The sequence below is a fragment of the Burkholderia oklahomensis C6786 genome, assembly GCF_000959365.1.
Lineage (GTDB): Bacteria > Pseudomonadota > Gammaproteobacteria > Burkholderiales > Burkholderiaceae > Burkholderia > Burkholderia oklahomensis.
Genome location: NZ_CP009555.1, coordinates 2,463,177 through 2,479,081 on the forward strand (window position 1 = coordinate 2,463,177; position 15,905 = coordinate 2,479,081).

The 15,905-nt window shown below is 68.8% G+C and carries 15 protein-coding genes and 2 pseudogenes; 6 read left to right on the plus strand and 11 right to left on the minus strand.

From position 1 onward, the window contains the following. Position 1: 1 nt before the first annotated feature. From panB to hda, 6 genes are all read right to left on the minus strand, one after another. Positions 2 to 817, minus strand: coding sequence for a 3-methyl-2-oxobutanoate hydroxymethyltransferase (gene panB / locus BG90_RS11115; protein ID WP_010116954.1), 816 nt, complete (start codon positions 815 to 817; stop codon positions 2 to 4). Between the two features lie 64 nt (positions 818 to 881). Beyond that, positions 882 to 1,565, minus strand: a complete 684-nt coding sequence (locus tag BG90_RS11120; protein ID WP_010116953.1) for a deoxynucleoside kinase — start codon at positions 1,563 to 1,565, stop codon at positions 882 to 884. Next, on the minus strand, positions 1,562 to 2,089 hold the full coding sequence (gene folK / locus BG90_RS11125; RefSeq protein WP_010116951.1) for a 2-amino-4-hydroxy-6-hydroxymethyldihydropteridine diphosphokinase: 528 nt from the start codon (positions 2,087 to 2,089) through the stop codon (positions 1,562 to 1,564). Before folK ends, BG90_RS11120 begins: the two co-directional genes overlap by 4 nt. A gap of 35 nt (positions 2,090 to 2,124) precedes the next feature. Beyond that, positions 2,125 to 3,690 carry a polynucleotide adenylyltransferase PcnB gene (pcnB, locus tag BG90_RS11130; RefSeq protein ID WP_010106192.1) on the minus strand — a complete coding sequence of 522 codons (1,566 nt, stop codon included), beginning with the start codon at positions 3,688 to 3,690 and terminating at the stop codon, positions 2,125 to 2,127. Further along, entirely contained in the window at positions 3,687 to 4,373 is a 687-nt protein-coding gene (locus tag BG90_RS11135) for a histidinol-phosphatase (RefSeq protein WP_010106190.1), read from the minus strand. Before BG90_RS11135 ends, pcnB begins: the two co-directional genes overlap by 4 nt. A 21-nt stretch (positions 4,374 to 4,394) precedes the next feature. After that, the gene (gene hda, locus BG90_RS11140) at positions 4,395 to 5,120 is read right to left on the minus strand and encodes a DnaA regulatory inactivator Hda (protein WP_010106188.1); all 726 of its coding nucleotides are present in this window, start codon (positions 5,118 to 5,120) and stop codon (positions 4,395 to 4,397) included. A gap of 310 nt (positions 5,121 to 5,430) precedes the next feature. Between hda and purM the strand changes: the two genes are divergently transcribed. From purM to arsB, 5 genes and pseudogenes are all read left to right on the plus strand, one after another. Then, the gene (purM, locus tag BG90_RS11145) at positions 5,431 to 6,486 is read left to right on the plus strand and encodes a phosphoribosylformylglycinamidine cyclo-ligase (protein WP_010116949.1); all 1,056 of its coding nucleotides are present in this window, start codon (positions 5,431 to 5,433) and stop codon (positions 6,484 to 6,486) included. Between the two features lie 248 nt (positions 6,487 to 6,734). Beyond that, complete coding sequence (locus BG90_RS11150; protein WP_010116948.1) at positions 6,735 to 7,067, plus strand: ArsR/SmtB family transcription factor; 333 nt, start codon at positions 6,735 to 6,737, stop codon at positions 7,065 to 7,067. Further along, positions 7,064 to 7,519 carry an ArsI/CadI family heavy metal resistance metalloenzyme gene (locus BG90_RS11155; RefSeq protein WP_025989983.1) on the plus strand — a complete coding sequence of 152 codons (456 nt, stop codon included), beginning with the start codon at positions 7,064 to 7,066 and terminating at the stop codon, positions 7,517 to 7,519. The genes BG90_RS11150 and BG90_RS11155 overlap by 4 nt, the downstream gene beginning before the upstream one ends. Further along, positions 7,516 to 8,039, plus strand: a pseudogene (locus tag BG90_RS11160) (arsenate reductase ArsC). The gene BG90_RS11155 and the pseudogene BG90_RS11160 overlap by 4 nt, the downstream one beginning before the upstream one ends. 36 nt (positions 8,040 to 8,075) lie before the next feature. Beyond that, positions 8,076 to 9,097: pseudogene (gene arsB / locus BG90_RS11165) on the plus strand (ACR3 family arsenite efflux transporter). Between the two features lie 232 nt (positions 9,098 to 9,329). On the opposite strand, the gene miaA reads toward arsB, so the two are convergent. Then, the gene (gene miaA, locus BG90_RS11170) at positions 9,330 to 10,304 is read right to left on the minus strand and encodes a tRNA (adenosine(37)-N6)-dimethylallyltransferase MiaA (RefSeq protein ID WP_010116944.1); all 975 of its coding nucleotides are present in this window, start codon (positions 10,302 to 10,304) and stop codon (positions 9,330 to 9,332) included. Next, positions 10,301 to 12,328 carry a DNA mismatch repair endonuclease MutL gene (gene mutL / locus BG90_RS11175; protein ID WP_045568134.1) on the minus strand — a complete coding sequence of 676 codons (2,028 nt, stop codon included), beginning with the start codon at positions 12,326 to 12,328 and terminating at the stop codon, positions 10,301 to 10,303. Before mutL ends, miaA begins: the two co-directional genes overlap by 4 nt. Before the next feature lie 182 nt (positions 12,329 to 12,510). Here mutL and BG90_RS11180 point away from each other — a divergent pair, with 182 nt between their 5' ends. Next, a complete protein-coding gene (locus BG90_RS11180; RefSeq protein ID WP_010106158.1) occupies positions 12,511 to 13,194 on the plus strand; it encodes a VTT domain-containing protein in 684 nt (227 codons plus the stop codon). Positions 13,195 to 13,268: 74 nt separating this feature from the next. Here BG90_RS11180 and BG90_RS11185 read toward each other — a convergent pair whose 3' ends face one another. From BG90_RS11185 to BG90_RS11195, 3 genes are all read right to left on the minus strand, one after another. Continuing rightward, a complete protein-coding gene (locus tag BG90_RS11185) occupies positions 13,269 to 13,928 on the minus strand; it encodes a class I SAM-dependent methyltransferase (protein ID WP_010106156.1) in 660 nt (219 codons plus the stop codon). Between the two features lie 118 nt (positions 13,929 to 14,046). Next, positions 14,047 to 14,859, minus strand: a complete 813-nt coding sequence (locus tag BG90_RS11190; RefSeq protein WP_010106154.1) for a mechanosensitive ion channel family protein — start codon at positions 14,857 to 14,859, stop codon at positions 14,047 to 14,049. Between the two features lie 110 nt (positions 14,860 to 14,969). Next, positions 14,970 to 15,806, minus strand: coding sequence for a class II glutamine amidotransferase (locus BG90_RS11195; RefSeq protein WP_010116932.1), 837 nt, complete (start codon positions 15,804 to 15,806; stop codon positions 14,970 to 14,972). Positions 15,807 to 15,905: the final 99 nt, after the last annotated feature.

The following is a 15,905-nucleotide window of genomic DNA, read 5'->3' on the forward strand; positions in this document are numbered from 1 at the left end:
ATCAGAACGAATGCTCGGGCCCGGGAAAGCTGCCGTCCTTCACCGCGCGCACGAACGCCTCGACAGCCGCGAAGATGCTCGGCTGCCCTTGCATGAAGTCCTTGACGAAGCGCGGCCGCTTGCCGGAGAAGATGCCGAGCATGTCGTGCAGCACGAGCACCTGGCCCGAGCAATCCGCGCCCGCGCCGATGCCGATCGTCGGGATCGTCAGCTCGCGCGTGACTTCGGCCGCGACGAGCGTCGGCACCGCTTCGAGCACGACGAGCTGCGCGCCCGCATCCTCGACCGCGCGCGCGTCGCGCAGCAATTGCGCGGCGCCCGCTTCCGTCTTGCCCTGCACCTTGAAGCCGCCGAACGCGTGCACCGACTGCGGCGTGAGCCCGACGTGCGCGCACACGGGCACCGACCGCTCGACGAGGAAGCGCACCGTGTCGGCGAGCCATTCGCCGCCTTCGAGCTTGACCATTTGCGCGCCCGCGCGCATCAGCTTCACCGCGCTCGCGAACGCATCGGCGGGCGTACCGTAGGTGCCGAACGGCAGGTCCGCGACGACGAGCGCGCGCGGCTGCGCCCGCGCGACGCATGCGGTGTGATACGCGATGTCGTCGAGCGTGACGGGCAGCGTCGTCGTCTGGCCCTGCAGCACGTTGCCGAGCGAATCGCCGATCAGCTGCACGTCGACGTTCGCGCGGTCGAGGAGGGCGGCGAAGCTCGCGTCGTAGCAGGTCAGCATCGCGATCTTCTCGCCGGCTTCACGCATCGCCTGCAGTTTGGGCACCGTCACGGCCGGTCGGCTGGATTCCTGAAGGTAGGTCATGGGAGGTCCGATTCGATGGTGAGAGAAAAGGCGGCGTCGCGACGAGCGACCGCGCGCGCGTCCGTCAGCGCGCGCCGCCGCCTTTGACGAAGAATTCCTTGCGGCCGCGCATCGACGCGATGCGCTCGACGAGCAGTGCAAGGTCGTCGGGGGAGTCGAGCGGATTCAGGTGCTCGGCTGCGACCGTCAGCACGGGCGTGCGGTCGTAGTGATAGAAGAATTCGTTGTACGCGTCGCAGAGCGAACGCAGGTACGCGTCGCCGATCTGCAGCTCCATCGGCTGGCCGCGCTTCTGGATCCGCGCGAACAGCACTTCGGGGCTCGCCTGCAGATAGACGACGAGGTCGGGCGCGGGAGCGGGTGCGTCGAGATGCGCGGCGAGCGAGCGGTAAAGCTGCCATTCGTCGTCGGGCAGCGTGAGCCGCGCGAAGATTTCGTTCTTCTGCGGCATGAAATCCGCAACGATCGGTGTGTTCGCTTCGTATGCGGCGGCAATCTCGCGCGCCTGGTGCTCGCGCTGCAGCGCGAACGCGAGCTGCGCCGGCAGCGCGTAGCGCGCGGTGTCGCGATAGAAGCGTTCGAGAAACGGGTTGTCCTGCGGGCGTTCGAGGAGCGCGCGCATCGACCAGCGTTCGGCGAGCAGCGTCGCGAGCGTCGTCTTGCCGACGCCGATCGGTCCTTCGATCGCGAGGTAGCGGCACGGCGGCCGCCAGTCGGGGGCGGTGACGGTGAGCGGTGTCGAGTTCATCGGCAGCGGTTCTTTTCGGCGGCGGCCCGCATCGCCAGGCACTGGCAAGTCTGGACCTTCTCGATGCGCTGGTGCGCGACGTCCGCGAGGAACGCTTCGGCGCGGCCGCGCGCGGGGATTTCGAGCGTGGGCTCGATCTCGACGAGCGGCACGAGCGCGAACGCGCGTTCGGTCAGGCGCGGATGCGGGACGATGAGGTCGGGCTCGTCGATCGTTTGTTCAGCGTAGAGCAGGATGTCGATGTCAAGCGTGCGCGGCGCGTTCCGGTACGGCCGTTCGCGGCCGAAGTGGTGCTCGATCTTCTGGCAGAGCGCGAGGAGCGCGCGCGCGGCGAGCGTCGTGTCGATCTTCACGACGCAGTTGTAGTAGTCGCCGCCGCCCGCGTCGACGGGCGCCGTCCGATACAGGCTCGACTTGCCGAGCACCGTGATGGCGTGCTGCTGGGCGAGGCAGACCACTGCGTCCTTCAAGGCCTGGCGTGCGTCGCCGAGATTGGCCCCCATCCCGAGATAAGCAACCGTCATGGCTTTCCTTCCTACGTCGTTCGACGGCGCAAGCGTCAGTCGTTCGCGTCGGACTCGCCGCGCGCGGCGCCTTCCGTGCTCTCGGCACCTTCGGCCCCGCGGCGGCTGCGACCGCCGCGGCGGCGCCGCTTGCGAGGCGCCTTGTCCCGACTGCCGCCTTGCGTGAGGAGCGCCTCGCGCGTCGCGGCATCGCCGTCGATGAAATCCGTCCACCACTGTCCGACGGCGGGATCGAGCTCGCCGGATTCGCAGCGCAACAGGAGGAAATCATACCCCGCTCTAAATCTTTGGTGTTCGAGGAGCCTCAGCGCGCTGCGGCCGGAGCGCTTCTCGAGCCGCAACTGCAGCCCCCAGATCTCCCGCATGTCGGCCGAATAGCGCTTGTGGATGGCGAGCTTTTCGGTCTGCATGTCGATCACGTCGTCCATCGCGTGATTGATCGCGGGGACCGGGTACTCGCCGCCCGCGGCGTATTGCTCCCAGCGCTGGCGCATGTCGTGCCAGAGGAGCGTCGCGAACAGGAAGCCGGGCGACACCGGCTTGCCCGCGCGCACGCGCGCATCGGTGTTGTTGAGCGCGAGCGTGACGAACTTCTCGCCCTGCGGCTGCTCGAGCACGACGTCGAGGAGCGGCAGCAGCCCGTGATGCAGCCCTTGCTTGCGCAACTGCCTCAGGCACGCGAGCGCGTGGCCCGACAGCAGCAGCTTCAGCATCTCGTCGAACAGCCGCGCGGCCGGCACGTTGTTGATGAGATCCGCGAGCTCCTTGATCGGCGCGCGCGTGTTCTCCTCGATCTCGAAGCCGAGCTTCGCCGCGAAGCGCACGACGCGCAGCATCCGCACCGGATCCTCGCGGAAGCGCGTCACCGGATCGCCGATCATCCGCAGCAGGCGCGCGCGCATGTCGGCCATCCCGTCGTGATAGTCGAGCACGGTCTGCGTCGCGGGATCGTAGTACATCGCGTTGATCGTGAAGTCGCGGCGCGCCGCGTCCTCGTGCTGCTCGCCCCACACGTTGTCGCGCAGCACGCGGCCGCTCGCGTCGACCGCGTGCGTGCGGCGGTCGAGCTCGTCGCGCTTCATGCGCTTCGCGGGCGCGGTTTCGGCGGGCGGCTCCTGCGGGGCGTCGACGAGCGCGCGGAACGTCGACACCTCGATCAGCTCCTGCCCGAACTGCACGTGGACGATCTGGAAGCGCCGGCCGATCAGCCGCGCGCGGCGGAACAGGTGCTGGACCTGGGTCGGCGTCGCGTCGGTCGCGACGTCGAAATCCTTCGGCGCGATGCCGAGCAGCAGGTCGCGCACCGCGCCGCCGACGATGAACGCGCGGAAGCCGGCTTGCTGCAGCGTGTCGGTGACGCGGATCGCGTTTTTCGAGATGAGCGCGGGATCGATCCCGTGCACGTTCGCGGACACCACGGTCGGCTCGCCGTTGCGGGCCTTCTTGGCGGCGCCGCGCGCGGATTTCGCGCGGCGCGGCGCGGCGGGCGCGGCCGAGGCGTCCCCCGACGCGGCTTCCTGCGGGGCGGCGGAGTCCTGCGGCGCGTCTTGCGCCGCGCGGGCGTCCTGCCCGAACAGCTTGCGGATGAGTTTTTTGATCACGACGGTTGGAAGAGGTCGAGGATGCGCCAGCCGTGTTCGCGTGCGTATGCGCGCAGCGTGTCGTCGGGATTGGTCGCGATCGGGTCGGTGACTTTTTCGAGAAGCGGAATGTCGTTGTGCGAATCGCTGTAGAAGTAGCTGCGATCGAAGTCGTCCCAGCGCTTGCCGAGCGACGCGAGCCACGCTTGCGTGCGCGTGATCTTGCCTTCGCGGTAGCTCGGCGTGCCGGTCGGCCGGCCGGTGAACGCGGAGTCCGGATGGCCGTCGACGGTTTCCACCTCGCACGCGATCAGCGTGTCGACGCCGAACGCGGTCGCGATCGGACGCGTGATGAATTCGTTCGTCGCGGTGACGATGCAGCAGAGATCGCCCGCATCCTGGTGCCGGCGCACGAGCTCGAGCGCGGCGGGCAGCATCGCCGGCCGGATCACCTCGTGCATGTACTCGTCGTGCCACTGCGCGAGCTGCGCGCGCGAATACTTCGCGAGCGGCGTGAGCATCGCCGTGAGGTACGCGTGGATATCGAGCTTGCCCGCCTTGTAGTCGGCGTAGAAGCGGTCGTTCTGGCGCGAGAAGCTGTCCGCGTCGACGATGCCGAGCCTGACCATGAAGCGGCCCCATTCGTGGTCGCTGTCTGTCGGGATCAGCGTGTGATCCAGGTCGAAGAGTGCCAAATTAGTCATGGAGGGGCATTTTACTTGAAGCTACTTGAACCGGCCCGGAGCGACCTCGTCGCGCTCCGGCGCGGCGAGCATCGCGCGCAGGAGCGGCAGCGTCACCGCGCGCTTCTGCTCGAGCGAGAAGCGGTCGAGCGCGTCGAGGAGCGCCATCAGGCTCGGCATGTCGCGGCGGAAATGGGTGAGGAGGTACGACGGCACGTCGTCGGCGAGCGCGATCCCGCGCTCCTTCGCCGCGTGCTTGAGCACGGCCGCCTTGCCTTCGTCGGTGAGCGGCGCGAGATGGAACACGAGACCCCAGCCGAGGCGGGTGCGCAGGTCCTCGCGGACGTCGAGCGCGAGCGGCGCGGCGGGGCCGGCCGCGACGAGCGCGGTCATCGGATGCGCGCGCACTTCGTTGAACAGGTTGAAGAGCGCGATCTGCTGCGCGTCATTGAGCGCGTCGCAGTCGTCGACCGCGTAGAGCGACGCGCGCGGATCGAACACGAACGCGTCGAGCCCGCTTTGCGGGCTCACGTAGCGCGCGTGGCCGTACGTCGTGTCGTGCACGAGCGCCTGCAGCAAGTGGCTGCGGCCGCTGCCCGCTTCGCCCCACACGTAGAACGTGCGGTCGGCGACGGGGCCCGCCGCGAGCGCGAGATCGAGCTCGCGCAGGCGCGTGACGAGCTCGGCGTTCGTCCCCGAGTAGAAATTGTCGAACGTCGCGGGCGGCGGGGTGCCGAGATCGAGCGTCAGTTGACGGGATACAGTCACGGTGCGAATCAGGTCCGGTGTTGCATGCCCGAAGGGCGGCGGCGCGTGGCCGGCATCGTCGGGAAGCGCCCGTGCGCGCGGCTGCGCGCGCCGCCCTCGACGGCCCGGCAGGCGCCCGCGCGCGACGGGCGGGCGGCGCGCGCGGCGTGCCGTGCGGCGGCGCCCGCCAAGCGAGGGCGCCGCCGCTCGAGCGGCGAAAACGGTAACGAATGGGGCAAGATGCTTTCCCTGATGAATCGATGCGGGGAATTCCGGCCGCCCGGCCGGCTTCGGGTAAAATCGCATTTTACCGACCTTCTCGCATTCCCCCATGAATCCTCCGAAATCCGCTCCCGACGCCCAGGGTCTGTCCTACCGCGACGCGGGCGTCGACATCGACGCGGGCGACGCGCTCGTCGACAAGATCAAGCCCTTTGCGAAGAAAACGCTGCGCGACGGCGTGCTCGGCGGCATCGGCGGGTTCGGCGCGTTGTTCGAAGTGCCGAAGAAGTACCGCGAGCCGGTGCTCGTGTCGGGTACCGACGGCGTCGGCACGAAGCTCAGGCTTGCCTTTCATCTGAACAAGCATGACACGGTCGGGCAGGATCTCGTCGCGATGAGCGTCAACGACATCCTGGTCCAGGGCGCCGAGCCGCTGTTCTTCCTCGACTACTTCGCGTGCGGCAAGCTGGACGTCGAGACGGCGGCGACGGTCGTCAAGGGCATCGCGCAGGGCTGCGAGCTGTCGGGGTGCGCGCTGATCGGCGGCGAGACGGCCGAGATGCCGGGCATGTACCCGGACGGCGAATACGACCTCGCGGGCTTCGCGGTCGGCGCGGTCGAGAAGAGCAAGATCATCGACGGCAGCACGATCGCCGAGGGCGACGTCGTGCTGGGCCTCGCGTCGAGCGGCATCCATTCGAACGGCTTCTCGCTCGTGCGCAAGATCATCGAGCGCGCGAATCCGGATCTGTCGGCCGATTTCCACGGCCGCCCGCTCGCGGACGCGCTGATGGCGCCGACCCGCATCTACGTGAAGCCGCTCCTCGCGCTGATGGAGAAGATCGCGGTGAAGGGGATGGCCCACATCACGGGCGGCGGCCTCGTCGAGAACATTCCGCGGGTGCTGCGCGACGGTCTCACGGCCGAGCTCGACAAGAACGCGTGGCTGCTGCCGCCGCTGTTCCAGTGGCTGCAGCAGCACGGCGGCGTCGCCGACGCCGAGATGCACCGCGTCTTCAACTGCGGGATCGGGATGGCCGTGATCGTGTCGGCCGCCGACGCGGATGAAGCGCTCCGCCAACTGACCGACGCGGGCGAGCAGGTGTGGAAGATCGGCGCCGTGCGCGCGAGCCGCGAAGGCGAGGCGCAGACGGTCGTGGTCTGAGCGCGTTGCGCACACGCCCTTTGCCGGCCCCGAGCGGCTGTTGAGGGACGGATCGAACACGAGCCCGGCTCATCGCGAGCCGGGCTTTTTTTCGTCCGGGAGCCGGCCTGGCCGGCGCGGCTTCGCTACCCGTCGTCATGCGATCGCGGCGCGCCGGACGCGAGAGCAGGGACAGAACGGCAGGCGATGAACGGAGCAATATTTCAATAAATATTGAAATATTGAAATGATGGCGGTATGCTGCGCGCATGGACTCGACTCTCGCCATTCGCGCGCTCGGCGCGCTCGCTCACGAATCGCGCCTCGCGATCTTTCGTCTGCTCGTCGTCACGGGCACGGACGGGCTGCCGGCGGGCGAAATCGCCCAGCGGCTCGAACTCGCGCCGTCGCGGCTGTCGTTCCATCTGAAGGATCTTTCACACGCCGAACTCGTGAAGTCGCGCCAGGAAGGCCGTTTCGTGATCTACACGGCCAACTTCGACGCGATGAACGGGCTGATCGGCTTTCTGACCGAGAACTGCTGCGCGGGCGCATCGTGCGGCGTGTGCGGTCCGGCTTCCTGCTCCGAGGCGCAATCATGAAACGCATGCACATCCACGTATCGGTCGCCGACCTTGCCGACAGCATCCGGTTTTACCGTGCGCTGTTCGGCGGCGTCGAGCCCACTGTCCTGAAGGACGACTACTGCAAATGGGAGCTGACGGACCCGGCCGTCAACTTCGCGATCTCGCAACGCGGCGCGCCGCCGGGCGTCGATCACATCGGCATCCAGGTGGAGACCGACGCCGAGCTCGGCGAGATGAACGCGCGCCTCGCGGCGGCCGGGCTGCCGAGCCACGAGCAGACCGCGACGACCTGCTGTTACGCGCAGTCGGACAAGGTGTGGACGGTCGACCCGCAAGGCGTCGCGTGGGAGACCTTCCGGACGCTCGACAGCGCGCCCGTGTTCGGCCAGCCGCACGACGCGACCGCGCGATCGGCGTGCTGCGCCCCCGCCGCGTCGGCAATTCAGTTCCATCGGAGCCGCTCGTGAGCGACACACCCTTCTCGGTCCTCATTCTCTGCACGGGCAACAGCGCGCGCAGCATCATGGCGGAAGCGCTCTTCAACGCGATGGGCGGCAGCCGGTTCCGCGCGTACAGCGCGGGCAGCCATCCGAGCGGCAAGGTCAATCCGTTCGCGCTCGAACGCTGCGCGGCGCTCGGCTACGACGTGTCGCAACTGCGCGGCAAGAGCTGGGGCGAGTTCGGCGGCCCGGCGCGCCGCAGATGGATTTCGTGATCACGGTCTGCGACCAGGCGGCGGGCGAGGCGTGCCCGATCTGGCCCGGCCACCCGCTGACCGCGCATTGGGGCTTCGAGGATCCGGCGGCGGTCGCGGGCACCGACGACGAGAAGCGCCGCGCGTTCGACAAGGTGTACCGGCAGATCCTGAATCGGGTCGGCCAGTTCGTGAATCTGCCGCTGCACGTGCTCGACCGCGCCGCGATCCAGCGGGAGATGCACGCGATCGGCGCTCTGCCGGCCGGGGAGGCGCCCGATGAGCAGCGTTGAGCGGCGCGCCGCCCGCCGCCCGCCGCGCGCCCGGCGATCGGCTTCTTCGAGCGCTATCTGAGCGCGTGGGTCGCGCTTTGCATCGTCGCCGGCATCGTGCTCGGCCAGTGGCTGCCCGGCGTCTTTCAGGCGATCGGCCGGATGGAGGTCGCGCAGGTCAATCTGCCGGTCGGGCTGCTGATCTGGGTGATGATCGTGCCGATGCTGATCAAGATCGATTTCGGCGCGATGTCGCAGGTCGGCCGGCACTGGCGCGGGATCGGCGTGACGCTCGCCGTCAACTGGCTCGTCAAGCCGTTCTCGATGGCGTTCCTCGGCTGGCTGTTCGTGCGTCACCTGTTCGCGCGCTGGCTGCCCGCCGACCAGCTCGACAGCTACGTCGCCGGCCTGATCCTGCTCTCCGCCGCGCCGTGCACGGCGATGGTGTTCGTCTGGCCGCAGCTTTGCAAGGGCGATCCGTATTTCACGCTGTCGCAGGTCGCGCTCAACGACGCGATCATGATCGTCGCGTTCGCGCCGCTCGTCGCGCTGCTGCTCGGCCGGTCCGCGATCACGGTGCCCTGGATACGCTCATCGTGTCCGTCGGCCTTTACATCGTCGTGCCGGTGATCGCCGCGCAGCTCGCGCGGCGCGTGCTGCTCGCGGCCGGCGAAGCCGCGCTGCGGCGCGCCGTCGCGGCGCTCGGCCCGTGGTCGATCTGCGCGCTGCTCGCGACGCTCGTGCTGCTGTTCGCGTTCCAGGGGCGGGCGATCGTCGACGAACCGCTCGTCATCGCGCTGCTCGCGGTTCCGATCCTCGTGCAGGCGTTCTTCAACTCGGGCCTCGCGTATCTGCTCAACCGGCGCTTTCGCGTCGCGCATTGCGTGGCCGGGCCGTCGAGCCTCATCGGCGCGAGCAACTTCTTCGAGCTCGCGGTCGCGACCGCGATCAGCCTGTTCGGCTTTCAGTCCGGCGCCGCGCTCGCGACGGTGGTCGGCGTGTTGATCGAAGTGCCGGTGATGCTGCTCGTCGTCGGCGTCGTGAATCGTTCGCGGCATTGGTACGAATCCCGCGCGTGAGCGCGTGGTTCGGCCGCGCGCCGTCGGTTTGGGCGGTGCGCCGTCGCCGGGCGGCCGCTCGTCGGCGGTCATCCGCGATTCGCCCGTGACGCGCTTGAATGCCGGGCGGCTGGGCCGCGCGGGCGCTTGCGTCGCGCGCGGGCATGATCGATCGGAGGCGGAGGAGGCGGAGGAGGCGGCGGCCGGCCATGGATGCCGTGGGCCGGCGGCGCAGGCGGGTGCGGCGCTCGGCTCAACCCGTGTGCGCGTCGCCCAGCACCCGCTCGAGCGCATCGACCGCGCGCGCGGTCGCGTCCGCCGCGCAGCAGTCGACGCCGATTCGTTCCGGCATCGCGCGCAGCCACGTCAGCTGCCGCTTGCAGAGCTGCCGGGTCGCGAAGATGCCCTTGTCGCGCATCGTCCGGTAGTCGTTGACGCCGTCGAGATACTCCCACGCCTGCCGGTAGCCGACGCAGCGCATCGACGGCAGCCCGAGATGCAGGTCGTCGCGCCGGCGCAGGCGCTCGACTTCGTCGACGAAGCCCGCTTCCAGCATCGCGTCGAAGCGCGCGGCGATGCGTGCATGCAGCACCGCGCGGTCCGACGGCTCGAGCGCGACGGGCACGAACCGCAGCCCCGCGGCCGCGCCGCCTTCGCGCGGCGGTGCGGCGAGAAGCGCCGACATCGGGCGCCCCGTCAGCCGATACACCTCGAGCGCGCGCTGGATCCGCTGCGAATCGTTCGGCGCGAGCCGCGCGGCCGTCGCCGGATCGACGCTCGCGAGGCGCGCGTGCAGCGCGGGCCAGCCGTCGCGCTCGGCCTCGGCGTCGAGCGTCGCGCGCACGTCCGGATCGGCCGCCGGCAGGTCGTTCAAGCCTTGCGTCAGCGCCTTGTAGTACAGCATCGTGCCGCCCGCGAGGAGCGGCGTGCGGCCGCGCGCGGCGATCTCGGCGACGACGCGCAGCGCGTCCGCGCGGAATTCGGCGGCCGAGTACGCGTCGGCCGGGTCGACGATGTCGATCAGATGGTGCGGCACGGCCGCGCGCTCGTCGCGCGTCGGTTTCGCCGTGCCGATGTCCATTCCGCGATAGACGAGCGCCGAATCGACGCTGACGATCTCGATCGGCCGGCGCGCGGCAAGCGCGAGCGCGGCGGCCGTCTTGCCGGACGCGGTCGGGCCGAGCAGGCACGCGACCGTTCGCACGGAGGCTGCGGTGCGTTCGCTCATTGGCCGCGCATGAAAAGCCGGTCGAGGTCGCCGAGCGTCAATTGGTACCAGGTCGGCCGGCCGTGGTTGCATTGGTCCGCGCGTTCCGTCGCCTCCATCTGGCGCAGCAGCGCGTTCATCTCGTCGAGCGTCAGGCGCCGGTTCGCGCGCACCGCGTGATGGCACGCGAGCGTGCCGAGCAGCTCGTGCTGGCGCTCCGTCAGCACCCGCGAACCGCCGAACGCGTGCAGGTCCGCGAGCACCGCGCGCGCGAGCGCCTGCAGATCGGCGTCCTTCAGGAGCGCGGGCACCGCGCGGATCGCGAGCGTCGTCGGCGACAGCACCGCGAGGTCGAAGCCGAGCGCGTCGAGCGTCTCGCGCTCCTCCTCCGCCGTGCCGACCTCGACGGGCGTCGCCGTCATCGACACCGGAATCAGCAGCGTCTGCACGGCGACCGTGCGGTCGGCGAGCGCGCGCTTGAACTGCTCGTACAGGATTCGCTCGTGCGCCGCGTGCATGTCGACGATCACGAGGCCGCGCGCGTTCTGCGCGAGCACGTAGATGCCGTGGATCTGGCCGACCGCGAAGCCGAGCGGCTGCTCGTCGTGCGTCATGGGGTCGGATGCGCTCGTCGCCGAGAACGCGGGCGTCGCGGCGCCCGCGCCGCCCGGCATGGTCGCGAAGCGCGGCGGGTTATGCGCATCCGGCGCATCGTGCGCTTCGAGCGCGGCGCCCGTCGTGCCCTGCGGCGTGCCCGCGCCCGTGTCCTTGCGGCCGAAGAGCGCGTCGTACAGCGCGAGCGGCTGCGCGACGGGCAGCGTGCCCTGCGTCATCCGCGACTGCCGCAGCCACGTGTTGCCGGGCGCCGGCTGGCCGGCGCTTGCCGCGGGGCCCGAGCGGACGAACGACGCGCTCGGCGCGGCGGGCGATCCGGGCGACGCCGGCCCGGCCGGCGCGAGATGCGCGGCGTGGCCGCCCGCCGTCGTCTCCGGCGACGCGCCCGCGTGCCGCGCGAGCGCGCGCTGCACCGCGTGGAACACGAACTGGTGGATCGAGCGCGAATCGCGGAAGCGCACTTCGATCTTCGACGGATGGACGTTCACGTCGACGGCTTCGGGCGGCAGGTCGAGGAACAGCACGTACGACGGATAGCGGTCGCCGTGCAGCACGTCTTCGTATGCGGCGCGCACCGCGTGCGTGAGCAGCTTGTCGCGCACGAAGCGGCCGTTGACGAAGAAGTATTGCTGGTCCGCGCGGCCGCGGCTCGCGGTCGGCAGCCCCGCGCAACCGTAGACGGCGAGCGGCCCGGCGCTTTCGTCGAGCGGCAGGTGGGCGGTCGCGAAGCCTTCGCCGAGGATCTTCGCGACGCGCGCGGCGGGCTCGCTCGCGTTCCAGTGCTCGACCGCGCGGCCGTTGTGCAGCACCGAGATCGCGACGTCCGGCCGCGCGAGCGCCGCGCGACGGATCATTTCCAGGCAGTGGCCGAACTCGGTCTGCTCGCTCTTCAGGAACTTGCGGCGTGCGGGCGTGCTGAAGTACAGCTCGCGCACTTCGATCGTCGTGCCGCGCGTGCCGGCGGCGGGCGCGAGCACGCCCGTCTGCGCGTCGATGCGCATCGCGTGCGCGGCGTCCTCGGTGCGGCTCGTGACGAACATCTCGGCGACCGACGCGATCGACGCGAGCGCCTCGCCGCGGAACCCGAGCGTCGCGACCGCCTCGAGCTCGGCGAGCGAGCGGATCTTGCTCGTCGCGTGGCGCATCAGCGCGAGCGGCAGCTCGTCCGCGGGAATTCCGCAGCCGTCGTCGGTGATCGAGATGCGCTTGACGCCGCCTTCGTCGAGCACGATGCGCAGCGTGCTCGCGCCGGCGTCGAGCGCGTTCTCGACGAGCTCCTTGATGACGGACGCGGGCCGCTCGACCACTTCGCCCGCCGCGATCTGGCTGATGAGCTGGTCGGGCAGCGGCTGGATCGCGCGCGGGCGTCGCGGCGCGGATGCGGACTCGTCGGGCGTCGCGCCCGCGGCGGATTCGGTGAATTCGGACATGGCGGAATTATAGCGAGGCCGCGCGGCGCGTCGCCCGACGCGCTCGGTGCGCGACGTCGCTCGTCGACCAAATTTCACGGTTGCTTAAGGTACTTTCGGTATCATGACAGCGTTGCTTTTTTCGCTTCCGGCCCCGGAAGGCCGGCGCACGCTCACTTTGTCACGGACACAAGGAAACGCATTTGGAAACGCTGCTTCATTTCGTCAGTCTCGTCGTGCACATCGATGCATTTCTCGGCGATTTCATCCGGCAGTATGGCGCCTGGGTCTATCTGGTGCTGTTCCTGATCGTTTTCTGCGAGACCGGGCTCGTGATCTTCCCGTTCCTGCCGGGCGATTCGCTGCTCTTCATCGCGGGCGCGTTCGCGGCGACGGGCGAGATGACGCTCGCGGGCCTCATCGTGCTGCTGCTCGTCGCGGCGGTGGGCGGCAATACGGTCAACTATCTGATCGGCCGCGCGATCGGGCCGAAGGTCTTCAACACGCACATTCCGGGGCTCGAACGCTTCCTCGACCGCGCTGCGCTGCAGAAGACCCACAACTTCTACGAGCGGCACGGCGGCAAGACGCTCGTGCTCGCGCGCTTCATCCCGGTCGTGCGCACGTTCGCGCCGTTCGTCGCGGGCGCGTCGATGATGCGCTTCGCGCGCTTCCAGCTGTTCAACATGATCGGCGCGCTGATCTGGGTGCTGCTCCTCGTGTTCCTCGGCTACTTCTTCGGCAACATTCCGTTCATTCGCCATTACCTGAACGTGATCGTGCTCGTCGGGATCGGCGCGGCGGTGATTCCCGTCGCGATCGGCGCGCTGTGGAAGCTGCTGCGCGCCAAGTCGCAGGCGGACACCGGGAAGAGCGGCGGCCGCTGAGCGCACGCATCGGTCGAGTCCACGACGGGAAGCGGCGCGGCGACCAGCCGCGCCGTTTTTTTATCCGGCGCCGGCTAGCGCCGCGCGAGCACCTGGCGCAAATCGTCGACGCGCCACATCGCCATCGTCTTCATCTGATCCCATTGCCCTTCGTTGATCACGTGCACGGGCGGCGGGAACGCGAACGGCGGCAGCAGGAAGTTGAGCGGCCGATAGAGGTAATTGACGCCGTCCGCCGCGTCTTCGAGATCGACGTTGGCATGGCCGTTGTCGACGTAGCGCAGGAAACAGTTGTCGTGCGTGAGGAACACGTAGCGCGCGCGGCTCGCGGCGAAATTCGCGACAAGCCGCCAGATCAGCTCGAACGAGAAGTGGATGGCGCAGTCGCGGCAGAAGATTGCATCGACCTCGGGAAGCGGATCGTCGATCGCATCGATCTGGATGAAGTTTCGCGCCGCGCTGCCGTACAGCCGCTGGTTGGCGTCGACGAGGTCCGGCACGATGTCGCCGCCGATATAGCGGATGCCCGCCAGATCGACATGCCGCATCCAGTGGAAATCACCGCACGGCACGTCGAGGATCGACTGCACGCGATAGTGGCGCAGCACGGCCGGCAGCTCCGCCGCGAGCGACGCCGTTGCCCGCACTTCGGAGCCCTGACCGGAGCGGCTTTCCTCGCTGTTCCACAGATTGTCCCGGTAGACCGATTCGAAAAAGGCACGGCGGTTCGACATGGCTGGGTCCCGGAGAGGCATCGTCGGGCGATTCTGACACATCACCGCCGAAAGGCCCACTCGGGCGGAGCGGGCGTCGTCCCGGCAGCGTGAGCGCCGCCGCGCGGCGGCCTGCGCATCACGACGTCGTGCGATGCGCGACCGGCGTTTCCGGCGTCGGGTAGCCGGCTTCGCGGAACGTGTCGAGAATCGCGCGGTTGGTGTCGCAATACACCTGCCAGTAGTTCGCGGGCTGCGTGGACGGACGCACGAAGAGGAGCGGGCCCTCCGGCGTGAACGACAGCACGCCGACGTCGGGCGTCGGCTCCTGGACGACGTTCGGGATCTTCGCGATCGCGGCCTTCAAGCGCCCGATCGCATCGACCGCGTCGACGCCGTTCGCGATCTTCGCCGTCAGATCGACGCGGCGCGTCGACGTCGCGCTGTAGTTCGCGATGTTGTCGGAGAAGATCTTGTTGTTGCCGACGAGCGTGACGACGTTGTCGGCCGTGACGATCGTCGTGCCGAACAGGCCGAGCTCCTTGACCGTGCCCGTCACGCCGCCCGCCGAAATCACGTCGCCGACCTTGAACGGGCGCAGCACCTGCATGAACACGCCGGCCGCGAAGTGCGCGAGCAGGCCGCCCCACGCGGTGCCGACCGCGAGGCCGAGGCCCGCGAGCAGTGCGGCGAACGAAGTCGTCTGCACGCCGAACACCTGCAGGATCGCGAGGATGAGGAGCACCGTGAGCAGCACGCTCATGACCGACGTCAGATAGTGCGACAGCGTCGCGTCGACTTTCCCGCTTCTGCGGATGATCCTGCCCATCACGTTCGTGAGGATCCGGATCGCCCAGCGTCCGATGATCCAGAGGGCGATCGATGCGATGACCTGCAGGCCGAAGTCGATGCCGCGAGTGACGATGAAGGTTTGCACGGAGGCGAGATCCACGATGAGGTCTCCAAATGAATTGAACGGAGGCGGCCGTGAAGCCACGCGAAAGGGGCTTTTTTATAACCGACTCGCGGCGATGGAGCAACCTTCGCCGCGCGAGCGGCGCGCTACGTCGAGCGGTGGGGCGCGAACGGAACCTGCCGGATGTCGCTGCGCCGTGCAATGATCGCGGTGCTTTCCGGAATTTTCTCCCATGCGTCGTGCAGGTCGACGAGCGGCTCGGACAGCACGAGGAACGCGTCGTCGCCGATCGCCTGGATGCGCGGATCGTGCGGATAGAGCTCGTGCAGATGATGGAACGACGTGCTGTGAAAGAGCGAGCGCGACGCGCGCTCGCTCGAGTAGCGGACCGCGACGACCTGCTCGCCGTCCGTCGCGCAGACGGTCATGTTGAGCGGCGCATCGATGCCGTGACGCGCGCCCGCATCCTCGATCGCTCCGGCCATCCGTTCGAGCGCGGACAGCGGATCGTGCTCGAGCCCGAACGTGAGCGCGAGATGGAACATCACTTCGGAGTCCGTCGATCCTTCGATCGACGGGAACAGCGCGGGATCGATACGGATCATCAGGTCGCGCCGCAGCGTGTGATAGCGGCGGATCAGGCCGTTGTGAGCGAACAGCCAGCGCCCGCGGCGGAACGGATGGCAGTTGGTTTCCTGCACGGGCGTGTCGGTCGCCGAGCGAATGTGCGCGATGAAGAGCGGCGAGCGGATCGCGCGCGCCGCTTCGCGCAGGTTGCGATCGTTCCACGCGGGGCTCACGCAACGGTAGATGAACGGAATCTCGTCGGGTTCTCCGTACCAGCCGATGCCGAAGCCGTCGCCGTTGGTCGTCGTCACGCCCATCCGCGAATGCAGGCTCTGGTCGATCAGCGAATGCTTCGCGCGAAACAGCACGGTTTCGAGTTGGATCGGATTGCCGGTGTAAGCGAGCCAGCGGCACATCGTGAGCACCTCCGTCTAACGTGCACGGCGAACCGGTCGTCGCGATCGGCGAGGCCGGCCGTGCAGACTGCGATGTGCAAAGCCTAGCCGATTTTTGCC

What these genes read in the sequence shown, in the direction of transcription:
- panB (WP_010116954.1), bottom strand. Translation starts at nt 817, where the DNA reads ATGACCTACCTTCAGGAATCCAGCCGACCGGCCGTGACGGTGCCCAAA.
- BG90_RS11120 (WP_010116953.1), bottom strand. Translation starts at nt 1,565, where the DNA reads ATGAACTCGACACCGCTCACCGTCACCGCCCCCGACTGGCGGCCGCCG.
- folK (WP_010116951.1), bottom strand. Translation starts at nt 2,089, where the DNA reads ATGACGGTTGCTTATCTCGGGATGGGGGCCAATCTCGGCGACGCACGC.
- BG90_RS11135 (WP_010106190.1), bottom strand. Translation starts at nt 4,373, where the DNA reads ATGACTAATTTGGCACTCTTCGACCTGGATCACACGCTGATCCCGACA.
- purM (WP_010116949.1), top strand. Translation starts at nt 5,431, where the DNA reads ATGAATCCTCCGAAATCCGCTCCCGACGCCCAGGGTCTGTCCTACCGC.
- BG90_RS11150 (WP_010116948.1), top strand. Translation starts at nt 6,735, where the DNA reads ATGGACTCGACTCTCGCCATTCGCGCGCTCGGCGCGCTCGCTCACGAA.
- BG90_RS11155 (WP_025989983.1), top strand. Translation starts at nt 7,064, where the DNA reads ATGAAACGCATGCACATCCACGTATCGGTCGCCGACCTTGCCGACAGC.
- miaA (WP_010116944.1), bottom strand. Translation starts at nt 10,304, where the DNA reads ATGAGCGAACGCACCGCAGCCTCCGTGCGAACGGTCGCGTGCCTGCTC.
- mutL (WP_045568134.1), bottom strand. Translation starts at nt 12,328, where the DNA reads ATGTCCGAATTCACCGAATCCGCCGCGGGCGCGACGCCCGACGAGTCC.
- BG90_RS11185 (WP_010106156.1), bottom strand. Translation starts at nt 13,928, where the DNA reads ATGTCGAACCGCCGTGCCTTTTTCGAATCGGTCTACCGGGACAATCTG.
- BG90_RS11195 (WP_010116932.1), bottom strand. Translation starts at nt 15,806, where the DNA reads ATGTGCCGCTGGCTCGCTTACACCGGCAATCCGATCCAACTCGAAACC.